A 22,001-nucleotide genomic window follows, 5' to 3' on the forward strand; every position below is an offset into this window, starting at 1 on the left:
TAATTTATGGCACATTCATCTTTACTCAACTCTTTGCTGGGCTATTATAGAAAAGCCTTGCTAGAACTCAAAAAAGAAAACCCGGATTTAGTAAACGGTTATCTTGAAAATTATAATCGCAGAAAATTTCTTAAAATTTCAGCATTAGCAACAGGAAGTTTAGTGGTTGCACCTGCACTCATTAATTTTTCTTGCAAAGAAAAACTGAGCGAAGATGATTTTGTGGCAATTTTAGGGGGAGGAATTGCCGGACTTTCTGCAGCTTATGAACTCCAAAAAATGGGAATTCCATTCAAGGTTTTTGAAGCGGATAAAAGAACTGGAGGAAGAGTAAAAACAAAAAGAGATTTCATTAATGGACTTACCACAGATTGCGGCGGAGAGTTTGTAGATACTACACACGCCGATCTTCTGACTTATCTTAGAGAATTTTCTATCTCTACGATAGATGTAAGAACAGATCAACTCATTAAAGATACTTTTTTCTACAACGGAAAAATTTATTCTGATGAGGAAGTGGTAAATGCTTACAAAAAAATCCTTCCGAAAATTATAGAGGATCAAAATAAGTCTGAAAAAGACGTTGCTTATAACGAAACCATAGACAACACGCCTTTGGATAAGTATTTTGCATCTTTAGATGGCGATGAATGGTTTATAAAATGCTTAGAAAAAGCATACGAATCTGAATACGGAGGAAATATAAGAGAGCAATCTGCAATCAATTTTCTAAGTATGATGCTGCAAGAGGTAGGAAAAACATTTGAAGTATTTGGAGTAAGTAATGAGGTTCTGAAAATAAAAGGTGGAAGCAGTACGCTTACGGAAGCTTTGGCAAAAAAAGTAAAAGATCAGGTTTTCTTAGAACACAAATTACAAAAGGTTACAGAATCCAACGGAACATATTCTCTGCATTTTACTAATGGCAAAATCGTTTCTTCTAAATACGTTTTAATCACGATTCCGTTCACTATTCTCAAAGATATTCCGCTTGAACTTAAAAATATAACCGAAAATAAGAAGAATTGTATTCAAGAACTAGGTTATGGAACCAACGTAAAACTTATACAAAAGTTCGATAAAAAAGTTTGGCGAGAAAAAGGATATCAAGGTTACTTATTTAATAATGTGATACATAACGGATTTGATAGCAGTCAGTTACAAAACGCCAGCATTTCGCAAGGTACTTATACTTTTTATTTTGGCGGAGATGATGCCATGAAACTTTGTCAAAAAGAGCAACTGCCAAGTTTACGAGAAAAATATATTGGTTATTTCGATACTATTTTTCCGGGAGCTATTGCTGCAACACAAAATCATTCCAAAGAAAACGACGGCTTTATATTTATGAACTGGCCACTAAATCCGTTTTCTAAATGCAGCTATTCTTCCTTCAAACCAGGACAATGGACCAAGTACGGAGAAGAAGTTTCTAGGCCTATAGATAACGTTTATTTTGCTGGAGAACATTGCTCAGATGATTTTCAAGGCTTTATGAATGGTGCCATAGAAACAGCAAAAAAAGCAGTGCAAAATATCGCTTCATCTATTTCAAAAATCACAAAATAATCATTAATAAAATAACCTATGAAGTTTTTAAATTTTAGAAAAAAATTGATTCGAGATGGTGAATCTCTTGACGATGGTCATGAAAAATTGAATCGAAGTTTAAGCGTGCTTGATTTAACACTATTGGGCGTAGCTGCAGTAATAGGAGCGGGTGTATTTTCTACTATTGGTTTTGCTTCCTATCACGGTGGGCCAGGTGTTTCCGTCTTATTTGTCTTGATTGCCATTACCTGTGGTTTTTCTGCAATATGCTATGCAGAATTTGCATCCAGAGTTCCACAAAGTGGATCAGCTTATGCCTATGCTTATGTATCATTCGGTGAAGTTTTTGCCTGGATTATAGGTTGGGCGCTCATTTTAGAATATGCTATTGGAAATATCGTAGTAGCAATTAGCTGGAGCGGTTATTTTAATAATTTACTAAAAGGATTTGGGCTACACTTGCCAAACTGGCTTTCGAGGGGATATTGCGCAGCACACGAACCAATTACTGTACTCGAAAATGCTATAAAAGCTGGTCATAAAATAACACCAGAGATGAAAAGACAAGCTTTAGACGCAACAAAGTTCATTGCAGATTGTCCAGATTTTTTTGGGCATAAGTTGCTTATCAATCTTCCGGCTTTCATTATTGTAGGTCTTATAACAATGGTAGCTTATGTAGGAATTCAAGAAAGCAAGAAACTATCTAATGCAATGGTAATTCTCAAAATGCTGGTCATTGTATTAGTTATAGGTTTAGGTTTTTTCTATGTGAAACCAGCTAATTGGTCGCCTTTTATGCCAAATGGAATGTCCGGTGTTTTAGCTGGCGTTTCAGCTGTGTTTTTTGCCTATATCGGTTTCGATGCAATTTCTACCACCGCCGAAGAATGTAAAAATCCACAAAAAGATCTTCCTAGAGGAATGATTTATGCTTTGATACTTTGCACCGTACTTTACATACTCATTTCTTTAGTGTTAACAGGAATGGTAAGTTACAAGGAATTAAATGTAGAAGATCCACTAGCTTATGTTTTCGAGAAAGTAAATCTAGGATGGGTAAGTTATATTATTTCTATCTCTGCGGTTATTGCCATGACCTCTGTTTTGCTCGTTTTCCAACTTGGGCAGCCACGCATTTGGATGAGTATGAGCCGTGATGGATTATTGCCAAAAAGATATTCTAAAATTCATAAAAAATATAAAACCCCATCCTATGCAACCATTGTAACAGGCTTATTAGTTGGTATTCCCTCATTGTTTATGCCCTCTTCTTTGGTGGCAGATCTAACGAGTATCGGGACACTATTTGCTTTTGTTTTGGTTTGTTTGGGCGTTCTTTTACTTCCAAAAATAAAAAAGGAAAGCAACAAGTTTTCTATTCCCTACGTCAATTCCTTATACGTGGTTCCAATCGTATTTGTGCTTTTTTTCTATTTTATGAAAGATAAAGTTATTAGTGCTTTTCTCAACGTGGGGTCTGAAGGACTGAGTGAAGTTTTGTTTTTCATTTTCACACTTATATTTTCTGTTTTATGTATAAGTGCTGTAGTTAGGAGGATGAATGCGATACCTATTTTGGGCGCATTAAGTTGCTTGTACCTGATGATAGAAATACCATCTAACGCATGGATTGGATTTTTTATATGGATGGCGATAGGCTTGTTGATATACATCAGTTATGGACATAAAAAAAGTAAACTAAACCAAAATAATCTTATAAAGTAAATAACCTAAAACTACTACAAAAACCATGAAAAAACTATTTTTATTCATTGCACTATTGTGCACTACATCGCTATTTGCGCAAGAAAAAACGTCAGACTCAGTCAAAACAGAAGCTGTAAAAGGAACTTGGGATTTGAACCTAGATTTAGCTTCTAGATACATTTGGCGAGGACAATCTTGGGGAGGTAAATCTCCGGTGGCTCAGTTGTATGGAAATTATAACTTAACAGATAAGTTTTCTTTGGGATTTTGGACTACCACGAATTTTCAAAATAAAAATTATAAAGAAAACGAAATAGACCCAAATGGGTACCAAGAAATTGATTTCATCGCCAATTACGCATTTACAGATTATTTTACTACTTCTTTACAGTGGTATTATTGGCCAACTGTAGAGAAAATGGAAGGTGTGAGCAACAAACTTTTTGATTTTGGAAATACCAGCGCAAATACTTTAGACTTAATGCTGATGTTTGATTTTACAGAAACTAAAATACCTGTATGGTTTACTTGGAGTACATTGATAGCAGGCAATGATTACAAGTATGCCAATGATGAGGACATAAAAGGCAAGCAAAATTTTACCAGTTATGCAGAAGTAGGTTATTCTCAGGATTTACCGTTAGGTTTTAATATTTCCCCAGTAATTGGAGCAGTGTTAAATAACAAAGCGTTATACTACAGCTATGGCGATCCAGATAAGGTTTCTTTTGTGAATATGGGTGCAAAACTTACTAAAGAATTCAAGTTAAGTGATAAGCTAGAAATGCCAATTTGGTTAAATTACACGCACAATGGAGCAAAAAGAGAAAATGCAATTCCAGAAGGCAGTAAAGACCTTTACAAAAACTATTTTGTGTTTGGAGTGAGTTTTAAATTTTCAAAGTGAGTACATTCTGCAAATTGAAGTATTTACAAAGCATTAATGTACACTAAATGAAGATTCTTCAATAGATTTTGAATATTTAAGTTTGTTAGTGTGTAATTATAGGTTGCACACTAATTACAACTGAATCTTTTATTAAAGTCAAGCTTTGCCAAGTTTAAGTTAACAAAAGTTAAAACCAGATTAAATTTGTTAAAAATTCAAAAATTGATTTCAAGCAATTAAACCTTTTATGTGATTTCTAGTTCATAAAGATATGAACCTAATTTCACGTTTTTTTGGAGTAATTATAACCCTTTTTGCGCTGATGTATTTTTTTATGCTGAACTTTTTTAAGAAAGAAGAGGTTTAGCAACCATTTGATATTCGCGGGTGTCAAAACACAGTACTGAAAGCATAAAAAAAGGAAGTCTTTTGAACTTCCTTTTTTTATCCTAAAATTTCTTTCAGTTTTTGCGTTTGATAGTCGGCCAGTTTTTGTAGCGGGCCCGACGCCAACATTTTCATCATCATATTCAAATCGGCTGAGATGGTATGTGTTGCGGTAGTAGTTCCATCGCCATTATCGCTAACTGACCATTGCAAAGAAACATCAAATGGCGGTTTCTCCGTAGGAATTGCAACCAGTTTTTCATTTTCTACCCTTTCAGCAATATGAATAGCCAATTTGGCCATGTTCTGAATGGTAAAGCTAGCCGTATCAGCTGTGGACGACCAGTTGTAGATATTGTCGGGCATTAATTGCTGGTGATGATTCAAATCAGCAAGAAATTGATATACCTGCGCCACAGGCAAATTAATTACAGCGTTACTTTCAATGATAGTCATTTATTTAGGTTATTGTGTGTTAGCTAATTAAACTGCCGCTCCTTGGCCCCATTCAGCCGGGTTTTCACGCCATTTATTAAGAAAATCGATGTCTGATTTTGCGATGATACTGTGTTCTGCCGCATAATCAATTAATGCTTTGTAGTTTGAAAGTGTAGAATATCTACATTTAGCAGCAGCAAAGTTATCATCCGCTTGTTGGAAACCGTAAGTGAAAATAGCCACCAAACCAGCCACAGATAAGCCCGCATTTCGCAAAGCCTCTACTGCTTGCAAGCTGCTTTTTCCTGTAGAAATCAAATCTTCAATAACTACTACTCTTTGTCCTTCTACTACTTCGCCCTCAATTAAACTGCCAGTGCCGTGTTCCTTTGCTTTTGATCTTACGTAAATGAAAGGCAAACCTAATTCCTGAGCAACCAATACACCTTGAGGAATACCCGCAGTAGCAACACCTGCAATTACGTCAACTGCACCGTATTCTTCCTGGATCAATTGAGCCAATTTTTGACGAATGTAAGTTCTAACCGAAGGGTGAGATAAAGTTACTCTATTATCGCAGTAAATTGGGGATTTCCAGCCAGAAGCCCACGTAAATGGATTAGCAGGTTGTAATTTAATTGCTTTAATTTGTAACAAAAATTCAGCTACCTTTAATTCAATATCACTTTTATTGTACATGGCGCAAAAATACAGAATTTATATTAACGATAACACTTTGTTTATAACTCGCGAAATTCCGCTTCAAGTTGAAAAGATACAACAAATTGAAGTAGAGGGTTTTGGTTTCGAAAATTTTTATAAAAACCTCAAAAGCAGCAAGAAGAAAAATTATTTGCTGCTTTGTAAAAATCCGGAAGGAGTATTTAAAAAAATTAAAAAGGAGTTAACTGTAATTAAAGCCGCCGGGGGATTGGTTACCAATGCCAAAAACGAATTTTTGTTTATCTTCAGAAATAAAAAGTGGGATTTGCCGAAAGGAAAAGTAGATAAAGGTGAAAAAGTTAAGGATGCAGCAGTGAGAGAAGTGGAAGAAGAGTGTGGCGTTAAAATTGATAAGCGGGGTGATCGGGTGTGTAAAACGTATCATGTGTATGAGATGAATAACGAAGTTATTTTAAAAAGAACCAGCTGGTACCATATGACCGTAAAAGGAAGCCCGAAATTGATCCCGCAAACTGAGGAGGGGATTACCGAAGCTGCATGGGTAGCTCCACATGAAATAAAAGCAAAAATTAAAAATACTTATCCGTTAATTACCGACGTTTTAAAGAGTGAGCAGTTGCTTTAAATTATGATTGCATTGAAAAGATTTGTAGCGTTAGCGCTTATGTTGCTTGTTTTCGCCTGTAAAAAGGATGAAAGTGAGGAAATTATTGAGGTATTAACTTCAAAAACTTGGAGACTGGGTTTAAAAGATTTGAATACTGCTACCAATCCAAGTGGTGCTAGCAGCTACTACGCTGTGCCGGAATGTGAACAAGATGATACTTTTTTGTTTAAAACAGATGGTACTTTAGTGATTACTTACGGTACAAAAAAGTGTGATGGCAATACGGCTACTACAAAAACGGTAAGTTATATTTTCAACAAACAAACGAAGGAGCTCACCATTGATGGACAGAAATTTAACGTTACGGAAGAAAATAAAACACAGTTCAAATACATTAAAGCGGTGCCTGGCACAAGCGGCACTAACAATGTGATTTATTTATTGCAGTAACTACAAAAAACGCAGTGCTTCTTTTGGCACAAATTGGCTTACATCACCGTTATTCCTCAAAATATCTCTAACAATAGTAGAGCTAATTGCTGAATACTCTGGTCGACTTAATAAGATAATGGTTTCTGCCTCAGGCATCATGCTTTTGTTAATTTGTGCAATGGCACGTTCGTATTCAAAATCGGCAGCAGAGCGTATGCCCCTAACCATATAGTTAGCGCCAATTTTTTTTGCAAAATCAATGGTTAGGCCTTGGTAGGTTTGCACTTCCACATTCGGGTTTCCTGAAAATATGCTTCTTACAATTTCTTCTCTTTTCTCCGCAGAAAGAAAATTTTGCTTAGAGCTATTTAACCCAATACCAACCACAATTTTATCAAACAGGGGTAGGGAACGCGTCAAAATATCTACGTGAGCTATGGTAATTGGATCAAAAGAACCGGGAAATAAAGCAATTTTCATGTTTGAACTTATTAGCTGTTGAATTGATTATTTTTAGTGATACTTAGTTTCAGGCGAATGGCTCTACGGAGCGAAAAAGCTAAAGGATGAATACCCATATTTTCTGGTTTCTACGTAACCCGGCTGTTGGTTTAGTTTCAACATCGATGGATGCTCCACCACCAATACGCCACCATCATTTAAAAGACGGTGTTGTGCTACCAATTGTGGCAGTAACGGAATATTAGGCAAATCGTAAGGGGGGTCGGCAAAAATGATATCAAATTTTTCGTTGGTTTGTCCCAAGAATTTGAAAACATCAGCTTTGCGAATATCAATGCTATGAAGTTGGTGCTTTTCTTTCACCGATTTTAGCCAAGCAATGCAAGCAGGATGCTTGTCTACAGCAATGATGCTTGCAGCCTCCCTTGATGCAAATTCGATACTGATATTACCCGTTCCCGTAAATAAATCGAGTATTTTACACGCTTCAAAATCGTAGCTGTTCAGCAAAATGTTAAATAGTGCTTCTTTGGCCATATCGGTAGTTGGCCTAACTGGCAACTTCGCCGGAGCATGAAACTGCAGGCCTTTTAAACGTCCGCCAACTATCCGCATTGTTGTAAAGCAAGTAAGCTAGTGTAGTAATGGGCCGGCATATCGTCCAAAATATTGGTATCCAAAGGCGTTGGTGTTACCAAAAAATCAACATTGTTAAAGTGTTGTAACAGCAGGTTCCACTTCTCATCTCCTTGATGGATAATACCACAAACTTTTAATGCGGTTTGTTTGGTATCTATACCCAATTGACTGATGATTAGCAATAAATAATAAGTCAGTTCATCAATGCCATCAAACTGATAATTTTGTACGAAGTTTAGCTTGCTATCTTTGAAATAAAGAAACTGGAAAGAACCTACAGTAAAATCGATAATAACGTTACTGTTTTCGTTTTTGGTGTTTTCCAGTAAACCAGCATCATAAGGAAGCAGTGTTACATTTTCCCAAGTTGCTGTAAGAAGCTTTTCAATGGCACTTGAAATGCCGAAAATGTAATTAAAATCTTGCTGTTCGCTGCTTTGTACGTATATGTTTTGTAAATCTGCATCAACAAAAAATTGTGTATACAGCTTTACCTGATCCTGGTCAAAAATAGCTTTAGGTACGAAAACCAAGTTTGGCGTATAAATGGCTGCCTTAACCGATTGGTAAGGTAGTTTTAAGTAAGCATCCAATTTTAAGCGTTCCTTGAACTTCTCCAATCCGTCTTCGCACTCTTGTTCATCATAAACAGCGTGTACCAGTTCTTTTTCTTCATCAGCTATGCTATAAGAAAAAGTATCGACACCTATTTTTATCAGCAAATTTAAATTAGAACTGTTGGCCGGTTCAAAATTTGGATCAATTAATAAAATGCTATTCTTATTCATCTATCACAAAAATAACAAATTTTTACTTTGCTTCGGTGGTTTACTTGTTCAATAGTTGAAGTCTGGCCACAACTTTACAGCTGCGTTTACGTCAATGTAAACTTCCAACTGAAATGGTTTGTTATCTTTGCGATATGACCAAAGCCAGCGTAATTGCCCAAGCTTACCCTTTTACACCCACTCAACAACAGCTGGAATTTTGCGAAAAGGTAGCTGAATTTCTAAGTAAACCCAATCAAGATGCATGTTTTGTGCTCAGAGGTTATGCAGGTACTGGTAAAACCACTTCTGTAGCGGCATTGGTGAAGGCACTGCCAAAGTTCGGCTTAAAATCGGAGCTATTGGCACCTACAGGGAGGGCTGCCAAGGTAATGAGCAACTATACGCAGAAAAGAGCGCTGACCATACATAAAAGAATTTACCGAAAGAAGAATGCGGTAAGCCTAGATATGGTATTTCAACTGGCACCTAACCTGTCAAAAAATACGGTGTTTATTGTTGATGAGGCTTCCATGATTGCAGATGAATGGAACTCTCAAAGTGGCACAACTTTTTTGGGAGATTTACTTGAATTTGTTTTTCAGCCTGCTCCAGATGGCTCCGATAAGAATTGTTTTTTGCTATTTGTAGGCGATACTGCGCAGTTGCCGCCAGTGGGAAGTACAGACAGCCCTGCTTTAAATCCAGCGTATTTACAAAGTAATTTTCAGTTGGATGTAGCTACTGTTGAGTTGACCGAAGTGGTCCGTCAGGAGAAAAAATCAGGTATTTTGGCTAATGCCACCATGTTAAGGCAGTTAGTAAATACTTACGATGAAGAGCCTGAATGGCCAAAATTTATTACCAAAGGCTTTAAGGATATTTTCCGTATGACCGGATTGAAGTTTGTTGAAGGCTTAGAATATGCTTACGGTAAATATGGCTTAGAAAATACGTTGGTGGTTTGTAGGTCTAACAAATCGGCTAATATTTACAACAATCAAATTAGGTCGCGATTACTTTACCGAGATGAAGAGTTGAGCGGTGGCGACTACATTATGGTGGTGCGGAATAACTACTTTTGGTTGCCTGATGATAATGAAACAGCTTTTATTGCCAATGGCGATATGGCCAGAATTATTAGGGTGAGGAGGGAAGAGGAACGTTACGGCTTCAGGTTTGCGGAAGTTCAATTGGAATTGGTGGATTTTCCGGATGTGGGCGCCATTACTTGCAAGGTACTTTTAGATACGCTTCAAATCGAAAGTCCAAATTTACCTTACGAAGCTAATAAAAGATTGTACGAAGGGCTGTTGTTGGACTATGAGCATATTGTGAATAGAAAAGAACGGCAACTGGCTATTAAGCAAGACCCGTACTACAATGCCTTACAAATTAAATTTGCTTACGCCGTGACTTGCCACAAGGCGCAAGGCGGACAATGGGAAGCGGTATTTGTTGATCAAGGCTTTTTAACTGAGGACATGGTTGACCTTGATTTTATGCGTTGGTTGTACACTGCAGTAACACGTGCAAAAAAGGAGTTGTTTTTGGTGAATTTTAGTAAAGATTTATTTGCCGAAAAGGTCTTCGATGAAGATTAAAGCTCTTTAAATTTCAAATCTTTCTCTTAAACTTTCGCTGTTTGATCTGCTGGAGGTTACTTTCGCTCCATTACTCATTACAAATATCAACGCTCCGTTAAATCCCCTTCTAATTTCTGTAATATGGTTGGTGTTAATGATATCGCTCCTATGGATACGGAGGAAATCTTCGGGAAGCTTCTCCTCTAAATTCGAGAGGGTGTAATCCGTTAAGTGTTTTTTGCCATCCGCAGTGTGCAGAAACACATACTTATCCTCTGCTTGCGCATGAATGATATCTTCTAGCTTTATCAATAAAATTCTGTCACCTAGTTTTACCGTAAGCGTTTTTAAATTGGTTTTTCCTTTAATTTTCTGAAGTAAATCTTCTATCGCGATAGCTGGTTTAGCTAAATTGCTTTGTTTTAATTTAAGGATGGTTTTGTCTAACCGTTCTAACTCAATAGGTTTTAGCAAATAATCAATAGAACCTTCCTCAAAAGCCTTAATTGCATATTGATCGTATGCAGTAGTAAAAACTATTTTAGGTAGATTTTCTTTTAGTTTGGCCAACATTTCGAACCCATTAAGCACTGGCATCTCAATATCTAAAAATATCAAATCGGGCCGTAAAGATTCAATAAGCTGTAGGCCCAGCTGTCCATTTTCGGCTTCTCCGATAATTTCAATTTCACTATAGTTATTTAGTAAACGCTTGAGGCGTTGGCGTGCTAACTGTTCGTCTTCAATAATAATGGTTTTCCAGGTCATGCGCTTAAAGGAATGGTTATTTTAATTTGTTTAATAGGTTCGTTGCTCATTTCAATTTCGTGGCTGTTAGGATAAAGCAGCGTTAGCTTATCAAAAGTGCTTTGCAGTCCGTAACCTGCAATTAATTCCGTTGGAAAAGGCGATCCATTATCTCTCACAAAAATATGTGCTTGATTATCTTCTTTGATTACCTTAACCGCTAGAAGTCCATTTTCTGCGGTATCTTTTAAGCCGTGCTTTAACGCATTTTCAACAAGCGGTTGTAGTAAAAAGCGTGGAAATTGCATGTGTGACAGTGTATTGTCGGTGTCGATATCAAAATTGATCCTATCTCCAAAACGTACTTTCTCAATAGCGAGATAAGTGTTTAGGATATCAATTTCTTCTTGTAAACTGCAAAAATTTTCATGTTGCGAGTTGATGCTGTATCTGAAAAGTTTGGAAAGTTTAATCGTCATATCCTCCGCCTTATCTGGGTCTTCGTGAATGAGACTGGTGATGGCGTTTAAGGCATTGTACAAAAAATGTGGGTTAATTTTCGACTGAAGTGCCTGCAATTCGGCCTCGGTTTTTAACTGATTGATTTTAATTAAATCGGCTTCTTTGGCTTTCAGCGCATTTTCCGCATTGCGTTTTTGTAAATGGTAAAGCAGCATAATGGTGCCCACAATTAGCACAATTACTGAAATCGAACGATAATCCTGTAGGTGATTAAATGCTTCGTATTTGATATTGTAAAAAAGCGAAATGATGAAGTAGCTAATTTCTATTCCTACGATCATTCCCAAGATATTACACAGATAGTACAACAATATCAACTGCCAAAAATTACGTGTAAGTCTACTGCTATAACATTGAAAGATTGAAAATATATTGGATATACCCAAGCTGATAAAAATGCTAAACAGTATATTGAAAAATACTTGTCGGGCAGCGATGCCTTTACCGTTTAGCCCTGCAATAAGCAAACTTAAACTAACCCCCACCAAAACACCTACGCCAATATATTTGATGTTTTGTCGAACAATTCGATGTCGGAGGATTTTCTTTAAAGTAAGTGCCATTTCAATGCAAGTAAAAATACAATATCAAAACAATAAGTAGTAGTAGATTTGTTGTAAAGATGTGAATTGTAATTGCATTAAAGTTGGTTTAAAGGATGGTTAGCATATTTCGAAACCTTAACTGTGTTTTTAAAGCGATGAGTGGTGATAGCGAAATAATTAACTTAGCGACATAATGAAGAAACAGCCCAAATTTTATTTGCCGTTAGAACAAGATGCTATTAAAGTCCCACGTTTTGAAGAAAGCGCTGGTTTTTACACTACTAAGCAACGCAGTAAAACCATGGCTAAAATTAAGGGGAGCAACAGTAAGCCCGAGCTTTTGCTGAGAAAAGCGCTGTGGAAAGAAAACATTCGCTTCCGTATACATCGTAACGATTTGGTAGGAAAGCCTGATTTGGTGATTGACAAGTATCATTTAGCTATTTTTATTGACGGAGATTTTTGGCATGGCTATCAATGGAAAGAGCGCAAACCTAAAAGTAATCAGCAGTTTTGGATTCCTAAAATTGAACGCAACATGCAGCGAGATGAGTTTGTGAACAAGAGTCTGCAAGCAATGGGCTACGTAGTGATGCGATTTTGGGAACATGATATTAAGGGAAATCTGGCAGCCTGCGTCAATCAAATCCAATTGTATATTGAAGCTGCAAAACAACAACGCATTCCCGAGAATTACGAATAGAAAAGGGAATAATAACCAAAGGTCAATCACCAATAATCAATCACCAATAATCAATTAACAATTAACAATTACCAATTACCAATTACCAATAATCAATAACCAATCACCAAAAAACTAAACAACTAAACAACGAAAAAACCAACCAACCAACTAAACAACTAACTAACCTAAAAATTATTACCTTTGCAGTCATGCTTTCTAAAAAGACCAAATATGCCATTAAGGCGCTAGTAGCGCTGGGCAAAAACATTGACTTGCCGCCAATGCAAATCTCGAAGATTGCAGAGGAGGAGCGTATTCCAAAAAAGTTTTTAGAGCAAATTCTTTTAGATTTAAGAAATGCTGGATTTTTGTATAGTAAAAAAGGTGCCGGAGGCGGTTATAGCCTTAACAAAAAACCAGAAGAAATTTTCTTAGTTCAAATTTTACGCCTTACTGATGGTCCCGTAGCTATGCTGCCTTGCGCAAGCTTAAATTTTTATCACAAGTGTGATGAATGTACTGACGAGGTGACCTGCGGCATCAGAAGTGCTTTCATCGATGTGAGGGATGCTACCCTTAAAATCTTAGGCGAAACTAGCATTGCAGATGTAATTGCTAGGGAAGACAAATTAAAGCTAGATTTGTAATTTCAACAAATTACTGTATATCAGTAGGATAACAAACGTCAAACTGTTGTTGTCAAAAAATCTTTAAAAATAATTACTACTATTCCTATATACTTTATATATTTGACGGATGAAGTTGATATTTAAGTACTGTCTGATGCCACAATCAACCATGAACCACTGTTGCAAAACGAGGTAGAAGAAGTACGTATATCATTTTTATAAAGAAATTGAACATAGATGCTTCTCCAAAAAGAGAGGCATTTTTTGAATAAAGCACAACCAGCATCCATGCAAAGTTTTAGAACAGAACTCGAAAATCCAATTGTAGAACAAGATATTATCGACTTAGAGCGTAAGATAAAAGCCTTTCGAGAGGGAACAATCCACGAAGAAAAATTTAGGAGCTTACGTTTGGCGAGAGGGGTATATGGCCAACGTCAGCCGGGAGTGCAAATGGTGCGTATCAAATTGCCTTTTGGTAAAATTACCTTTAAACAATTGTTGCGTATCGCCGATGTAGCCGATGAATACGGCAGTGGTAATTTGCATTTAACTACCCGTCAGGATATTCAAATCCACTATGTGAGTTTGGATAGAACTCCAGAATTGTGGGCTGAATTGGAGCGAGATGATATTACGTTACGAGAAGCATGTGGTAATACTGTTCGCAATGTGACTTCGTCGCCAAATGCTGGCATTGATCCCGAGGAACCATTTGACGTTTCTCCTTATGCCCATGCAGTTTTCGCTTATTTTTTGCGTAATCCTATCTGTCAGGAAATGGGTCGTAAAATTAAAATTTCTTTCTCTTCGAGTGATAAAGATACGGCCTATAGCTATATCCATGATTTGGGTTTTATTCCAAAATTAAATGAAAAAGGAGAAAGAGGCTTTAAGGTGATGTTTGCCGGAGGGTTAGGAGCGCAACCATTTTTAGCCAATGCGGTACAGAAATTTTTGCCTGAAGATCAGCTTATTCCATATACGGAAGCGGTGCTTAGAGTTTTTGATCGATATGGCGAAAGAAACAACCGCAATAAAGCCCGCTTAAAATATTTGGTGCAGAAACTTGGGTTGGATGAAGTAATCCGATTAGTAGAAGCGGAAAAAATCGCTAATAAAGTAAAAAGTTTCAAAGTAGATATCACAGCAGTGCCGCAACCAGTAGCTCCGGTTGAGCAGGCTTTTGAAACTGTAACCATCGCTGATGAAAATCACTATCAGCTTTGGTTGGCAACCAATGTAGTTCCTCAAAAGCAGAAAGGCTTTTATGCGGTTTATGTAAAAGTTACGGTAGGTGATATCAAAACTGATTTAGCGAGAGCATTTGTTGCTGCGGTTAGGCCGTTTATTGCAGATGAAATTAGAATTACGCAAAATCAAGGTTTGCTGCTCAAGTTTGTACGTAAAGAGGCATTGCCATCATTATATGTTGCGCTTAATAACTTAGGTTTTGCTAAGGCAGGTTTTGGAAGTTTAGCTGATATTACCACTTGCCCAGGAACTGATACCTGCAATTTGGGCATTTCCAACAGCATGACCTTGGCTGAAGTTTTAGAGGAAGTGGTTTACCATGATTTTCCAGAGTTTGTGTACCATAAAAACCTCAACATTAAAATTAGTGGCTGCATGAACTCTTGTGGTCAACATGGCTTGGCCGAAATTGGCTTCCACGGAAGTTCTGTTAAAGCGGATGGCAAAGTAGTACCAGCAGTGCAAGTAATGTTAGGTGGTGGTACTGTTGGCAACGGCGAAGGCCGAGTGGCGGAGCGAGTAATCAAAGTTCCGTCTAAACGTGCTACCGGCGTTTTGCATTATTTGCTTAATGACTTTAAGGCCAACGGAAATGCCGAGGAAAACTTTCATCAATATTATGATAGGCAAGGCAAGGACCACTTTTATCAGCTATTGAAGCCATTGGCAGATTTAAGCAACTTACAGGCTGAGGAATTTGTGGATTGGGGACATGAAGAAACCTTTGCAACGGCAATTGGTGTAGGCGAATGTGCTGGTGTGGTGATTGATTTGGTGGCTACTTTATTGCTTGAAGCCGATGAGAAATTCGGTTGGGCTAAAGCTTCACTTCATCATGGCGCTTACGCTGATGCAATTTATCACACTTATGCAGCGATGGTAAGTGCGGCGAAATCACTACTGTTGGATAAAGGCGTAAACGCAAGTACACAGGCCGGTGTAATCAAGGAATTTGACAACCAATACGTGGAAAGTGGCGAATTTAATTTAGGGCAAAGTTTTGCAGATTTAGTTTTTCAAATTAATAAAAACGAACCATCAGCAGAATTTGCTAACGCTTATTACACACAGGCCGAAGCGTTTTTAAATGAAATAAAAGCAAAGCGAGCTGTTGAGTTGGCTAACTAGATGATATAATAATTGGAATGGACGATGACTAATAATATAATGACGAAATAGTGAAATGATAAAGTGATAAAGTGAGTTGCAATTAGTTGAACAGTGCAATTTATTCATTCACTCATTTATTCATTCAATCATTCACTCATTCACTCACTTAGTCATTTATTCATTCAAAATTTTAACAAAATGAACAAACATATAGCACCAAAAATAACTTTGTTAGGCGCAGGTCCAGGTGATCCAGAACTGTTAACATTGAAAGGTGTAAAAGCTTTACAAACTGCAGATGTGGTATTGTACGATGCTTTAACTAATGAGGCCTTGTTGGCACATGCTCCTGAAGCTGCCATCAAAGTTTACGTAGGTAAGCGTTCTGGAGAGCATTCGCATTCGCAGGGGGCAATTAACCAGCTCATGATGGATTATGCTTTGAATTATGGCCACGTGGTACGCCTAAAAGGAGGTGACCCATTTGTGTTTGGTAGGGGATATGAAGAACTGGACTTTGCTGCCTCTTACGCTGTTCCTGTAACTGTTATTCCCGGTATTTCAAGTTCCATAGGTGTACCTGCTTTACAGCAAATCCCGGTTACGCACCGCGGTTTGAGCGAAAGTTTTTGGGTAATTACGGGTACTACAACCAACGGACAAATTTCCGACGATATTTATCAGGCAGCAAATTCTAATGCTACGGTAGTCATTTTAATGGGCTTGAAGAAATTAGCACAAATTGTAAGCGTTTTTAAAGCCGCTGGCAAAGCACAATTACCAGCTGCGGTAGTGCAAAATGGTTCTACTGAAAATGAAAAGCTAGTGGTTGCTACAGTTGAACAGTTGCAGGCTAAGGTAGAGGAAGCGCAAATTGAAGCGCCAGCATTGCTCATATTTGGTGAAGTAGTTTCCTTACATCCATCATTTAAAAATATCATTAAGCAATATGCCGCTATCTCCTAAAAGCAATAACACAGTGGATTTATTGCCAAACGACAGCCATGGCAACCAGCTTTTTCCGGCTTTTATTAAGCTGAATGAGCTGCGTACACTTTTGGTTGGTGCTGGCAAGGTGGGTTTAGAAAAAATTACCGCCATTGTGAACAATTGTAATGGGGCGCAGGTAACTGTAGTTGCTAAAGACGTACATCCCGATTTTTATGAGCTGGCAAAAGTAAACGAAGGCATAACGATAAAGCAAAAAGACTTCTCTGCGGATGATTTGGAAGAGATTGATATTGTGTTTGCTGCCACAAACGATAACCTTTTTAACGCACAGTTGAAAGATTTGGCCCATACCAAAGGCTTGTTAATTAATGTTGCTGATAAGCCAGATCTGTGTGATTTTTATTTGGGGGCGGTGGTGCAAAAAGGAGATTTAAAAATTGCAATTTCTACCAATGGTAAGTCGCCAACTATAGCAAAGCGCTTAAAGGAAATTTTAAACGAAGGTATTCCTAACGAGCTTGACCAAACTTTGCAAAACATGAGTGCTTTGAGACAAAATTTAAATGGAGATTTTGCATCAAAGGTTAAAAAACTCAATAAAGTAACAGAGCGCTTGGTAAATCCTCAAAAGAGCTTTGCCGAACGTAATATCAAATGGCTTATTTGGCTGGTGGCGGTGGCTTTTATTGCTGCGGTTGGTATCACTTTGTGGGAAACGGAGCCAGAGTTTCAATCGTTTTTAACGCATATTGATCCTTTGTTTTACTGGTTTTTAGGCGCAGGTTTTGTGTTCGCAATGATTGATGGTGCCATTGGGATGTCGTATGGCGTAACCTCCGCATCTTTTTCGTTGGCCATGGGTTTGCCGCCTGCATCTGCAAGTATGGCCATCCATATTTCCGAAGTGATGAGCAACGGCATTGCAGGCTGGATGCACTACAAAATGGGAAATGTAAACTGGAAGTTGTTCAAGATACTGATTATTCCAGCTATCGTAGGAGCAGTATTAGGTGCTTATATTCTTTCTTCGTTGGAACATTACAGCGCTTACGTGAAGCCAATTGTAGGTGTTTATACTTTGTTTTTGGGTGCAGTGATTTTGATGAAGGCCTTTAACCTAAAAAGAAAAAAGAACAACGAGAAAATTAAAGAAATTGGTCCTTTAGGATTTATTGGTGGTTTTATTGATGCTGCTTTCGGTGGAGGTTGGGGCTCTATTGTACTTTCAAGTTTGATTGCCGGCGGCAGACATCCTTTATTTTCATTGGGTACAGTAAAAATTAGTCGTTTTTTTATTGCCACTTTAAGCTCCTTGACGTTTTTTACCATGCTTGGTGGCAAATATTGGGAGGCCGTTTTAGGATTAATCATCGGAAGCGCTTTAGCTGCGCCTATAGCTGCTAAGGTTTCCAATAAAATATCGGCCAAAACAATTATGGTGGCTGTAGGCATTATTGTAATGCTGGTAAGTTTACGTAGTGTAACCTTATTTATTTTAAAGTTGATTTAGGAAGATGAAAGATTTGATAGCGCTTAGGCAGCAACTTAACGGACTAAATACCATTGAAAAATTGAAGTATTTAGCTGAGGCATATAAAGATAGGATTGTTTTTTCTACCAGTTTTGGTTGGGAAGATCAGGTAGTTACGCATTTGATATTCGCTAATCAAATCCCTATTAAAGTGTTCACTTTGGAAACAGGACGACTTTTTCCGGAAACTTATTATGTGTGGAACAGAACATTAGAAATATACCAGCAGCCTATTCATGCTTATTTTCCGCAAAGCGATTTGCTGCAAAATATGGTGAATGCTAAGGGCCCTAGCAGCTTTTACGAAAGTGTGGAGAACAGAAAGGAATGTTGTTTTATCAGGAAAATTGAACCTTTAAAAAGGGCATTGGCTGGTAATGAGATTTGGATTACTGGAATTAGGGCTGAACAAAGCGCCAACCGTGAGCACATGGAAGATTTGGAGTGGGACGAAGCAAACCAACTCATTAAGTTTCATCCAATTTTTGATTGGACGCTTGCTGAAGTGAAAGACTTTGTTAAGGAGAATAATATCGTATACAACACATTACATGACAAAGGTTTTCCGAGCATTGGTTGTGCGCCATGTACAAGAGCGGTGAGGGAAGGTGAAGATTTTAGGGCCGGTAGATGGTGGTGGGAAGATCAAAGTAAGAAAGAGTGTGGGTTGCATGCTGCTTCTTAGGGGACAGTAGACAGGGATCAGGGATCAGGGATTAGGAATAAGGGGCAAGGGATTAGGAATTAGCGGAAAGGTTAAGCTCCTTGTCATCCCGAGGAACGAGGGATCTATTGAACGCTTGAATAGATTCTTCACTGCGTTCAGAATGACAGGGTGCCAAAAGGAAGATGCCAATGGCAAGAGGGGGGTACGCTATTTGTCGTAAAGAGGAACTCCCTGTCATTCCGAGGCGCTGCTTGTCATCCCGAGGCGCTCCTTGTCATCCCGAGGAACGAGGGATCTATTGAACATTTGAATGGATTCTTCACCGCGTTCAGAATGACAGGATGGCTAAGACGGATACCAAGGGCAGAGAAAAGTGAAAACTAAACCCGATAGTAGTGAAATGTTTGTCAGTTTGAGCTTGTCGAAAACACAAACATGAAACGAATAGCGGGACTAATGATACCGAAAGGCGATTGACCTTGCTTTTCAAATACAAAAAGTAGAAGATGAATAAATATAATTTTGATTATTTAGATGAGCTTGAAGCGGAGGCTATCCACATTTTGAGGGAAGTGGCTGGGCAGTTTGAGAAACCTGCGCTGCTATTTTCGGGTGGAAAGGACTCTATTACTTTAGTACGTTTAGCGGAAAAAGCTTTTAGGCCTGGTAAATTTCCATTCCCGCTGGTGCATATTGATACCGGTCACAACTTTCAGGAAACTATTGATTATCGTGATGAAATGGTAGAGCGTTTAGGGGAGCGGCTCATTGTTGGCTCGGTGCAGCAATCAATAGATGAAGGTAAGGTGGTTGAGCAAAAGGGTAAAAATGCCAGCAGAAATGCGCTGCAAACGGTTACGCTGTTAGATACTATTGAGCAATATCAGTTTGATGCTTGCATTGGCGGTGCCAGAAGAGACGAGGAAAAAGCCAGAGCAAAGGAACGAATCTTTTCGGTAAGAGATGAATTTGGTCAGTGGGATCCCAAGCGCCAGCGCCCTGAGTTGTGGAATATTTACAATGGAAAAATCCATAAAGGGGAGAACGTACGTGTTTTCCCAATCAGTAATTGGACGGAGTTGGATGTTTGGAACTACATCCGCAGAGAAAACATTGCATTGCCAAGTATTTATTTTGCTCACGAAAGAGATGTGATTACCCGTAATGGGCAGCTGATGGCCGCATCGCCATACTTGAATATGGATGATGAGGATGTTGTGGAGCGAAAAAAGGTGCGTTTTAGAACCGTTGGCGATATTTCTTGTACCGCTGCAATTGCATCAGAAGCTGATCAGATAGACGATATCATTGCGGAAATTAGCCAATCGAAAATTTCGGAACGTGGTGCACGTATGGATGATAAGGTTTCGGAAGCAGCAATGGAAGACAGGAAAAAGGGGGGATATTTTTAAAGAGTATTTAGTAGTTAGCTTTTAGTAGTTAGACAAATTGTTCTACTATCCATGTTAACTGCTTACATCAAAATTTACCGTTATAATCATGTAATTGGACAGATGAATCGGTTATCTAAATACTAACTACTAATATCAAAATACGATAATGAACATACTTAAATTTTTTACGGCGGGCAGTGTAGATGATGGCAAAAGCACATTGATTGGTCGCTTACTTTACGATACAGATTCAATTTTAGCTGATCAACTGGAAGCTATTCAAAATGCGAATCGAAAAAACGATGATGGAACAGTGGATTTGGCCATTTTAACTGATGGTTTACGTGCTGAGCGGGAACAGGGAATTACCATTGACGTCGCCTACAAGTACTTCCAGACAGCGAAGCGCAAGTTTATCATCGCCGATACGCCTGGGCACATTCAATACACTCGAAATATGGTTACTGGGGCATCTACTGCTAACTTGGCCATTATTTTAATTGATGCTAGAAATGGCGTGGTGGAGCAAACCATAAGGCATTCCTACTTAGTTTCGTTGCTTGGCATTAAGCAAGTGGTTGTAGCCATTAACAAAATGGATATGGTGGATTATAGCGAAACAGTTTTTGACGCCATCACACAAAAATATAAATCACTTGCGCAGGAATTGAAACTTGATCAGGTTACTTATATCCCGGTGAGCGCCTTAAAAGGTGATAATATTGTGCATTCTTCTGAACGCATGCACTGGTACCAAGGCGCTAGCTTATTACATTTTTTAGAAACGGTTGATACTACGGTGCAACAACAATCAGATAAAGCTCGTATGCCTGTACAGTGGGTAATTAGGCCACAAACTGATGAATTGCATGATTATCGTGGCTACGCTGGAAGGATTGCAAGTGGCACTTTCAAGGTAGGTGATCAAATTACCGTGCTGCCTTCGGGTGCAAGCTCTACCATTAGCAAAATTGAGTTTTTTGATAAGGAGCTAAGCGAAGCAACTAGCGGTCAATCGGTAACGGTGCATTTAGCTACAGATGTTGATATTAGCCGTGGTGATACGCTGGTAAATTCATCGGCTATGCCACAAGAAAGTAAGCTTATTGAGGCTGATTTATGTTGGATGGACACCAAAGGTTTAGATACATCCATTACTTATTTACTGCAACACAACAGCAAACTTACCAAGTGTAAAGTGGCCGAAGTGATTTACAAAGTAGATATCAATACCTTGGAAAAGCAATCTGCGGATGAATTTAAATTGAATGACATTGGTAGGGTTGTACTTAAAACTGCCGACCAATTACCTTTTGATTTTTATAACGAGAATAAAGCAAATGGTTCAGCTATTTTAATTGATAGTAGAACAAATTTAACTGTAGGCGCTGCAATGTTTAGGGCTTTAGGTTAAAATTTTTGCATCGCTGATGAAATTTTAATTGCTTGGCCAATGGCTGGGCAATTTTTTTGTTTTTTGATGTATAAACTTAAAACATTTTACCTCGGCCGCTGTTTATTGAGTGATTAAAATCTAAAAACACTTACAACAATGGCTGATAATTCTATTTTACTTGACGAAACTAACCAAAGCAAGCATTTGAACAGTACTACTACCGATAGAAGTTACACTTCAACAGTAGCTAAAAATTATGTTGATCAGCGTAAGGAAAAAGCGCAAAAACAAGCTCACGACGAAAAGAACGGTATCTCTAAGGCGAAATTAGCTGAGCAAAAATGGGATGAGATGGTAAGCTACAAATACGCTATCTTTTAGCGATTTGAATATCTTGGAAATAAAAATTGGGCTTGTA

22 protein-coding genes are annotated in these 22,001 nt (G+C 38.1%); 15 read left to right on the top strand and 7 right to left on the bottom strand.

Annotation, left to right across the window (positions count from 1 at the left end; all coding sequences use genetic code 11):
• Positions 1-6: 6 nt before the first annotated feature.
• Genes DUT68_RS13855 through DUT68_RS13865 form a run of 3 tightly spaced genes read left to right on the top strand, consistent with a single transcriptional unit; the run spans position 7 to position 4,168 of the window.
• The gene (locus tag DUT68_RS13855; protein ID WP_113638810.1) at positions 7-1,569 is read left to right on the top strand and encodes a flavin monoamine oxidase family protein; all 1,563 of its coding nucleotides are present in this window, start codon (positions 7-9) and stop codon (positions 1,567-1,569) included.
• A gap of 18 nt (positions 1,570-1,587) precedes the next feature.
• A complete protein-coding gene (locus DUT68_RS13860; protein ID WP_113638811.1) occupies positions 1,588-3,279 on the top strand; it encodes an amino acid permease in 1,692 nt (563 codons plus the stop codon).
• Positions 3,280-3,304: 25 nt separating this feature from the next.
• On the top strand, positions 3,305-4,168 hold the full coding sequence (locus DUT68_RS13865; protein WP_113638812.1) for a hypothetical protein: 864 nt from the start codon (positions 3,305-3,307) through the stop codon (positions 4,166-4,168).
• 426 nt (positions 4,169-4,594) lie between these two features.
• On the opposite strand, the gene DUT68_RS13870 is transcribed toward DUT68_RS13865, so the two are convergent.
• Together DUT68_RS13870 and pyrE are read right to left on the bottom strand one after the other, a co-directional pair.
• Positions 4,595-4,993 (bottom strand): SRPBCC family protein, encoded by a 399-nt coding sequence (locus DUT68_RS13870; protein ID WP_113638813.1) that lies wholly within the window; start codon positions 4,991-4,993, stop codon positions 4,595-4,597.
• A 27-nt stretch (positions 4,994-5,020) separates the two neighbouring features.
• On the bottom strand, positions 5,021-5,674 hold the full coding sequence (gene pyrE / locus DUT68_RS13875) for an orotate phosphoribosyltransferase (RefSeq protein WP_113638814.1): 654 nt from the start codon (positions 5,672-5,674) through the stop codon (positions 5,021-5,023).
• Here pyrE and DUT68_RS13880 point away from each other — a divergent pair.
• Together DUT68_RS13880 and DUT68_RS13885 are read left to right on the top strand one after the other, a co-directional pair.
• On the top strand, positions 5,673-6,284 hold the full coding sequence (locus tag DUT68_RS13880; RefSeq protein WP_113638815.1) for an NUDIX hydrolase: 612 nt from the start codon (positions 5,673-5,675) through the stop codon (positions 6,282-6,284). The genes pyrE and DUT68_RS13880 overlap by 2 nt on opposite strands.
• Positions 6,285-6,296: 12 nt before the next feature.
• On the top strand, positions 6,297-6,716 hold the full coding sequence (locus DUT68_RS13885) for a hypothetical protein (protein WP_157960870.1): 420 nt from the start codon (positions 6,297-6,299) through the stop codon (positions 6,714-6,716).
• On the opposite strand, the gene coaD is transcribed toward DUT68_RS13885, so the two are convergent.
• The 3 genes from coaD to DUT68_RS13900 all read right to left on the bottom strand — a co-directional run bounded on the left by coaD (position 6,717) and on the right by DUT68_RS13900 (position 8,587).
• Positions 6,717-7,178, bottom strand: coding sequence for a pantetheine-phosphate adenylyltransferase (gene coaD, locus DUT68_RS13890; protein ID WP_113638817.1), 462 nt, complete (start codon positions 7,176-7,178; stop codon positions 6,717-6,719). It lies immediately after the preceding gene.
• 63 nt (positions 7,179-7,241) lie between these two features.
• Positions 7,242-7,775 (bottom strand): RsmD family RNA methyltransferase, encoded by a 534-nt coding sequence (locus DUT68_RS13895; RefSeq protein ID WP_113638818.1) that lies wholly within the window; start codon positions 7,773-7,775, stop codon positions 7,242-7,244.
• Complete coding sequence (locus DUT68_RS13900) at positions 7,766-8,587, bottom strand: DUF3822 family protein (RefSeq protein ID WP_113638819.1); 822 nt, start codon at positions 8,585-8,587, stop codon at positions 7,766-7,768. Before DUT68_RS13900 ends, DUT68_RS13895 begins: the two co-directional genes overlap by 10 nt.
• A 134-nt stretch (positions 8,588-8,721) precedes the next feature.
• Here DUT68_RS13900 and DUT68_RS13905 point away from each other — a divergent pair, with 134 nt between their 5' ends.
• Positions 8,722-10,170 carry an ATP-dependent DNA helicase gene (locus DUT68_RS13905; protein WP_113638820.1) on the top strand — a complete coding sequence of 483 codons (1,449 nt, stop codon included), beginning with the start codon at positions 8,722-8,724 and terminating at the stop codon, positions 10,168-10,170.
• A 6-nt stretch (positions 10,171-10,176) separates the two neighbouring features.
• Here the strand turns inward: DUT68_RS13905 and DUT68_RS13910 are convergent, their stop codons facing one another.
• Both DUT68_RS13910 and DUT68_RS13915 read right to left on the bottom strand, forming a co-directional pair.
• Positions 10,177-10,920 carry a LytR/AlgR family response regulator transcription factor gene (locus DUT68_RS13910; RefSeq protein ID WP_113638821.1) on the bottom strand — a complete coding sequence of 248 codons (744 nt, stop codon included), beginning with the start codon at positions 10,918-10,920 and terminating at the stop codon, positions 10,177-10,179.
• Positions 10,917-11,702 (bottom strand): sensor histidine kinase, encoded by a 786-nt coding sequence (locus DUT68_RS13915; protein WP_198659601.1) that lies wholly within the window; start codon positions 11,700-11,702, stop codon positions 10,917-10,919. The genes DUT68_RS13910 and DUT68_RS13915 overlap by 4 nt, the downstream gene beginning before the upstream one ends.
• Positions 11,703-12,159: 457 nt before the next feature.
• On the opposite strand from DUT68_RS13915, the gene DUT68_RS13920 reads away from it, so the two are divergent.
• The 9 genes from DUT68_RS13920 (at position 12,160) to DUT68_RS13960 (ending at position 21,964) form a co-directional block, all read left to right on the top strand.
• Positions 12,160-12,669 carry a very short patch repair endonuclease gene (locus tag DUT68_RS13920; RefSeq protein WP_113638823.1) on the top strand — a complete coding sequence of 170 codons (510 nt, stop codon included), beginning with the start codon at positions 12,160-12,162 and terminating at the stop codon, positions 12,667-12,669.
• Positions 12,670-12,860: 191 nt separating this feature from the next.
• Positions 12,861-13,298, top strand: a complete 438-nt coding sequence (locus DUT68_RS13925) for an RrF2 family transcriptional regulator (protein ID WP_113638824.1) — start codon at positions 12,861-12,863, stop codon at positions 13,296-13,298.
• Between the two features lie 270 nt (positions 13,299-13,568).
• Positions 13,569-15,662, top strand: a complete 2,094-nt coding sequence (locus tag DUT68_RS13930) for a HEPN domain-containing protein (RefSeq protein ID WP_113638825.1) — start codon at positions 13,569-13,571, stop codon at positions 15,660-15,662.
• A gap of 180 nt (positions 15,663-15,842) precedes the next feature.
• On the top strand, positions 15,843-16,610 hold the full coding sequence (gene cobA, locus DUT68_RS13935; protein WP_113638826.1) for a uroporphyrinogen-III C-methyltransferase: 768 nt from the start codon (positions 15,843-15,845) through the stop codon (positions 16,608-16,610).
• Positions 16,594-18,105: a TSUP family transporter gene (locus tag DUT68_RS13940; RefSeq protein ID WP_113638827.1), complete on the top strand. Its 1,512-nt coding sequence runs from the start codon at positions 16,594-16,596 to the stop codon at positions 18,103-18,105. Before cobA ends, DUT68_RS13940 begins: the two co-directional genes overlap by 17 nt.
• Before the next feature lie 4 nt (positions 18,106-18,109).
• Entirely contained in the window at positions 18,110-18,811 is a 702-nt protein-coding gene (locus DUT68_RS13945) for a phosphoadenylyl-sulfate reductase (RefSeq protein ID WP_113638828.1), read from the top strand.
• Positions 18,812-19,299: 488 nt separating this feature from the next.
• Positions 19,300-20,205, top strand: coding sequence for a sulfate adenylyltransferase subunit CysD (gene cysD / locus DUT68_RS13950; protein WP_113638829.1), 906 nt, complete (start codon positions 19,300-19,302; stop codon positions 20,203-20,205).
• A gap of 148 nt (positions 20,206-20,353) precedes the next feature.
• The gene (locus tag DUT68_RS13955) at positions 20,354-21,601 is read left to right on the top strand and encodes a sulfate adenylyltransferase subunit 1 (RefSeq protein WP_113638830.1); all 1,248 of its coding nucleotides are present in this window, start codon (positions 20,354-20,356) and stop codon (positions 21,599-21,601) included.
• A 138-nt stretch (positions 21,602-21,739) separates the two neighbouring features.
• Positions 21,740-21,964: a hypothetical protein gene (locus DUT68_RS13960; RefSeq protein WP_113638831.1), complete on the top strand. Its 225-nt coding sequence runs from the start codon at positions 21,740-21,742 to the stop codon at positions 21,962-21,964.
• Positions 21,965-22,001 lie beyond the last annotated feature (37 nt).

The sequence above is a fragment of the Pedobacter zeaxanthinifaciens genome (genome assembly GCF_003313335.1).
Lineage (GTDB): Bacteria > Bacteroidota > Bacteroidia > Sphingobacteriales > Sphingobacteriaceae > Pedobacter > Pedobacter zeaxanthinifaciens.